This is a genomic window from Dietzia aerolata, from assembly GCF_014144865.1.
Classification (GTDB): domain Bacteria; phylum Actinomycetota; class Actinomycetes; order Mycobacteriales; family Mycobacteriaceae; genus Dietzia; species Dietzia aerolata.
On sequence record NZ_JAALDM010000061.1, the window covers coordinates 1 to 5276 of the forward strand.

Here is a 5276-nt window from a genome sequence, read left to right on the forward strand (position 1 = left end):
GATGCAGCGGCTCACCCAGGAGGGATTGCTGGTCTCGCACCGCAACCGCGGGCTGTTCGTGGCAGAACTGACCCCCGAGGCGGTGGTCGATATGTACCTGCTCCGCACCACGGTGGAGACGGCCGCGCTGGACCGGGTCCTCGGGTCGGGGGCGGCCGCGGAGGCCGCCGACGAACTCGACGCCGCCGTGGACGCCATGGCGGCGCTGGCCGATGAGCCCCGTTCGGCGGCGATGGTGGCCGCCGATCTGGACTTCCACCACGCGTTGGTCGAGGCCGCGCACAGTCCGCGACTGTCGCGGGTCCACGAGACCGTCCTGGTGGAGACGAGCATGTGCCTGCACGCCATGAGCGCCACCTATACGGATGCCAAGGCTCGCCTGACAGAGCATCGGGCGATCGCGGATGCGGTCCGTTCCGGGGATGCCGACCGCGCCCGCGCGCTTCTGGTCGAGCACATGCGCGACGGGCTCGATCGGGTCCGCGCGGCCGGCCTGGCGAGCTGAATTCTCGCGCCCACCGGAGTGCGACAAGTGGCTGGTAGGCCCTTGTTTATTTGGGGGCTCCGCAGTGAAATTCGTTGGGGCTGAGGAAGTTGATGTTTAGCGTTGTGTCGGAGGCCACAAGTGACACGTGATACCTTCAAAATTAGCTAAGAGAGCATCGGGCGTGAGCCCACGTTCCGGTGATAGTCGAAGGTCGCATGACGGGAGTGCCCGCGGTGCGATCGCTACCGGAAGGTGGGAAGAGCAATGGCACCCTCGGTGTTGAAGGCCCCAGTATCGAAGGCCCCCGTACGAGCCCGGACGAAGGGCGCGCTCGCCGTGGTCGCGGCGGCGGCCATGGTGTTGTCGGGCTGTTCTTCGACCAATACAGGTGACGAGGAGGGCAGCCTCCTCGAGCGCCTCCAGGATCAGGGATCGGTGACCGTCGGGTTCGCGGGGGAGGCCCCGTACTCCTTCGAGGAGAACGGCGAGCTGACCGGTGCCACCGTCGCCCTGCACCGCGAGATCTTCGGAAACCTCGGCATCGACACCGTCGAGGGCGTCAACGCCGACTTCGGTGCCCTCATCCCCGGCCTCCAGGCCAATCGCTTCGACGTGGTGAGCGCCGGCATGTCGATTCTGCCGGAGCGCTGCGAGCAGGCCGCGTTCTCCGAGCCGGAGTTCAACTACACGACCGCGCTGATGGTCGCCGAGGGCAACCCGATGAACCTGACCGACATGCAGTCGGTGCTCGACAGCGGCGCGAAGCTGTCCACCATGACGGGCGCGATCGAGTCCGACTACGCCTCCGAGCTCGGCATCGACAGCACCCAGGTCGCCACCCCGCAGGACGGCATGGATGCGGTCACCTCCGGCCGCGCCGACGTGTTCGCGCTGACCGCCATCTCGCTCAACTGGATGGCCAACAACAATCCCGACGCACCCGTCGAGGTGACCGAGTCGTTCGTCGCGGAGATCGACGGCGTCCCGCAGATCGGCGCGGGCGGCACGGTGTTCCGCACCGACGACCAGGAACTGCTCGACGCCTACAACGAGGAGCTCGCCAAGATCACCTCGGACGAGGAGAAGTACCTCGAGATCGTCGGCGAGTTCGGCTTCACGGCCGAGGAGCTCCCGGATCCCTCGCTGACGACCGCGGATCTCTGCGCCGGGGAATGATCGTCGTACCGAGAACCAAGGTGAACGGCTGTGGACCGTAACCTCGACGCCTTCCTGGAAGCTTGGCCGAGCTTCCAGGAAGGCATTCTCATTACCATCTATCTGACCCTCGGTGGGGCTGCGCTGGCGTTCGTCATGGCGCTGGTGCTCGGCGTGGCCGCGGGGTCGAGGCCTGTGTTCTTCCGGGGTATCGCCCGGGTGATCATCGAGTTCTTCCGCGGCACCTCGCTGCTGGTGCAGTTGTTCTGGCTGTTCTTCGTGCTGCCCCTGCTCGGCTACGAGCTCGACCCACTGTTCTGCGGAATTCTCGCGCTCGGCCTGAACTACGGTGCCTACGCCGCGGAGGTCGTCCGCGGGTCACTGGCGGCGGTGCCGAGGGAGCAGTCCGAGGCCGCGATCGCCCTGAACTTCACGCGCTGGCAGCGTCTGCGGAAGGTGACGTTCCCCCAGGCCTGGGTCCAGATGATCCCGCCACTGAACAACCTGCTGATCCAGCTCCTCAAGGGCAGTGCGCTGGCCAGCTTCATCCTCCTGCACGACCTGACCTTCCAGATCGGCGAGCTGCGCAAGACCACGGGCGACACGCTGTTCGCCTTCGGCATCGGCCTGATCCTGTACTTCGTGATCGCCTACGTGCTGACACTGTTCATGAATCTGCTCGAGTTCATCGCCAAGGCCCGACTCGGCGTCGGCCCGTCGCTGGGCGGCATGTTCAGCCTGCGGCCCGAACGGATCGATGACGCGGTGGGGGTGGACCGATGAGCGTGGACTGGAGTTGGGAACGCGCGATCGAGAGCATCCCGTTCCTGCTGGAGGGGTTCAAGATCACCCTGCTCGCCACGGTGGCGGGCTTCATCATCGCCGCGATCCTGGGACTGCTGGTCGCGGTACTGCGGCGCTCCGGCCCGAAGGTGATCACGATCCCGCTGAGGATGGTCACGGAGTTCATCCGGCTCACGCCGCTGGTCGTGCAGCTGCTGTTCGCCTACTTCCTGCTGCCGCAGTTCACGGCACTGCAGATCGGTATCGCGGTACTCGGCATCCATTACGCGACCTACATGGCGGAGGTCTACCGCGCGGGAATCGACGCGGTGCCCCGCGGACAGTGGGAAGCCGCGCGTGCTCTGTCGCTGCCGGCGGGCCGGACCTGGCGTGCGGTGGTGCTGCCGCAGGCGATCCGCAACACCGTGCCCGCGCTGGGCAACTACGCGATCTCGCTGTTCAAGGACACCCCGTTCCTGTTCGCTATCACCGTCGTGGAGATGGTGACGGCCGCGCAGCAGTACGGTGCCCGGAACTTCCAATACCTCGAACCCATCACGATCGCCGGCGTGATCTTCCTGATCGCGAGCTACCCGACGTCGATCCTGATCCGGAAACTGGAGAAGTCCCTTGTCTACTGACTATTCCGCGCAGAGCGGCGCCTCCGCCCTGAGGTACACGGCGGACGCCGGCCCCGGCAACGCGTACATGGTGGTGTTCGACAAGGTGCTCAAGCAGTTCGGGAGCAACGTCGTGCTGGACCACCTCGACTTCATGGTCCGGCGCGGCGAGCGGGTGGCATTGATCGGCCCCAGTGGTTCAGGCAAGACCACCATCCTGCGGCTGCTCATGACGCTCGAGGAGGCCAACGAGGGTGTGATCTGGGTGGACGGCGAGCCGCTGACCCATCAGATCAAGGGCAACAAGCTGACCAAGGCATCCCAATCACACCTGCGGCGGGTCCGGACGAAGATCGGGATGGTGTTCCAGCAGTTCAACCTGTTCCCCAACATGACGGTGCTGGAGAACATCACCGAGGCCCAGATCCACGTCCTCAAGCGGCCCAAGTCGGAGGCGGTCGAGCGCGCCCGTGAACTCCTGCGCACGGTGGGGCTGGCGGACAAGGAGAACGCCCACCCCACCACGCTCTCGGGCGGTCAGCAGCAGCGCGTGGCCATCGCCCGCGCGCTGGCCATGGACCCGGACATCCTGCTGCTCGACGAGGTCACCTCTGCGCTCGACCCGGAACTGGTCGCCGACGTCCTCGGGGTCCTGCGGATGATCGCCGAGACCACCAACATCACGATGCTGCTGGTCACCCACGAGATGGGCTTCGCGCGCGACGTCGCCGACCGCGTGCTGGTGTTCGACAAGGGAAAGATCGTCGAGGAGGGCACCCCCGAGCAGATCTTCACCAACCCGCAGATGAACCGGACGCGCACCTTCCTCAAGGCCGTCCTCGACCGTTGACCCCGGGTGGGTCCGGCGCGGCACGAGCCGAGCGGGCCCGGCCCGCCGCCGGCCGGGCCGGCCCCGCACCTCAGCGCACGGGGATCGCGACCAGCTTCGTCTCGAGGAACTCATCGATGCCGGACAGGCCGCCCTCGCGGCCCAGGCCCGACTGCTTGATTCCGCCGAACGGGGCGGCCGGGTTGGAGACCACGCCCACGTTGATGCCGACCATCCCGGCCTGCAGCCGCTCGGACATCGTCAGTGCCCGGTCGAGGTTCTCGGTCATGACGTAGGAGACCAGCCCGAACTCGGTGTCGTTGGCCATCTCGACGGCCTCGTCGTCGGTGTCGAAGGGGATGAGCGCGGCGACGGGCCCGAAGATCTCGGTCGACATCAACTCGGACTCGGGCGCGACCCCGGTGATCACGGTCGGCGAGTAGAAGAAGCCCGGCCCGTCGACGCGGCTGCCGCCGGTCAGGACCTGGGCACCGCGTGACACGGCGTCGCCGACCAGCCCGTCGACCTTGGCCAGGGCCTTCTCCTCGACGAGGGGGCCCACGTCGACGTCGTCGTCGACCCCATTTCCCACGCGCAGCGCGGCCATCCGATCGGTGAGTCGCTGCCCGAACTCGTCGATGATCGAGCGGTGCACCAGGATCCGGTTGGCGGACGTGCAGGCCTCACCCATGTTGCGCATCTTGGCGGCCATCGCGGCGTTCACGGCGGTGTCGAGGTCGGCGTCGGCGCACACGACGAACGGCGCGTTCCCGCCCAGCTCCATGGAGGTCCGCAGGACGCCGCGCGCGCACTGCTCGAGCAGCATCTTGCCGACGGGCGTGGACCCGGTGAAGGACAGTTTGCGGGCGATACCCGAGTCGATCCACGGCTCCACCACGCCGCCGGGCGAGGTCGTGCACACCACGTTGAGCACGCCGTCGGGCAGCCCGGCCTCGCGCAGCAGGTCCACCACGTACAGGGAGGTCAGCGGGGTGAGTTCGGCGGGTTTGAAGACCATCGTGCACCCGGCGGCGATGGCGGGCCCGATCTTGCGGGTGGCCATGGCCAGCGGGAAGTTCCAGGGGGTGACGAGGATGCACGGCCCCACCGGCTCGGAGGTGACCATGAACCGGGTGTTGCCGTCGGGGGAGCGGCGGGCGTCGCCGCGGACGCGGACGGCCTCCTCGGAGAACCAGCGGAAGAACTCGGCGCCGTAGTTGACCTCGCCCTTCGCCTCGGCGAGCGGCTTGCCCATCTCGGTGGTCATGATCAGCGCGATGTCGTCGGCCCTCTCCTTGAGGAGTTCGTAGGCGCGGCGCAGGATCTCGGAGCGCTCGCGCGAGGGCACGGCGGCCCACCCGGGCTGGGCGCGTCCGGCGGCCTCGATGGCGGCCGCGGCGTC

The 5276-nt window shown here is 67.4% G+C and carries 6 protein-coding genes; 5 read left to right on the top strand and 1 reads right to left on the bottom strand.

Features of this window, described 5'->3' with window-relative positions:
• The 5 genes from G6016_RS04615 to ehuA form a co-directional block, all read left to right on the top strand.
• The coding region (locus tag G6016_RS04615) for a GntR family transcriptional regulator (protein WP_182631523.1) at nucleotides 1-505 on the top strand (505 nt) is incomplete at its 5' end.
• Between the two features lie 246 nt (nucleotides 506-751).
• Nucleotides 752-1663 (top strand): ectoine/hydroxyectoine ABC transporter substrate-binding protein EhuB, encoded by a 912-nt coding sequence (gene ehuB, locus G6016_RS04620; RefSeq protein WP_182631524.1) that lies wholly within the window; start codon nucleotides 752-754, stop codon nucleotides 1661-1663.
• 30 nt (nucleotides 1664-1693) lie between these two features.
• Complete coding sequence (gene ehuC / locus G6016_RS04625) at nucleotides 1694-2425, top strand: ectoine/hydroxyectoine ABC transporter permease subunit EhuC (RefSeq protein ID WP_182631525.1); 732 nt, start codon at nucleotides 1694-1696, stop codon at nucleotides 2423-2425.
• Complete coding sequence (ehuD, locus tag G6016_RS04630; protein WP_182631526.1) at nucleotides 2422-3066, top strand: ectoine/hydroxyectoine ABC transporter permease subunit EhuD; 645 nt, start codon at nucleotides 2422-2424, stop codon at nucleotides 3064-3066. The genes ehuC and ehuD overlap by 4 nt, the downstream gene beginning before the upstream one ends.
• Nucleotides 3067-3133: 67 nt before the next feature.
• A complete protein-coding gene (gene ehuA / locus G6016_RS04635; protein ID WP_182631528.1) occupies nucleotides 3134-3895 on the top strand; it encodes an ectoine/hydroxyectoine ABC transporter ATP-binding protein EhuA in 762 nt (253 codons plus the stop codon).
• Between the two features lie 70 nt (nucleotides 3896-3965).
• Here the strand turns inward: ehuA and G6016_RS04640 are convergent.
• A partial coding sequence (locus G6016_RS04640; RefSeq protein ID WP_182631527.1) for an NAD-dependent succinate-semialdehyde dehydrogenase occupies nucleotides 3966-5276 on the bottom strand: 1311 nt, incomplete at its 5' end.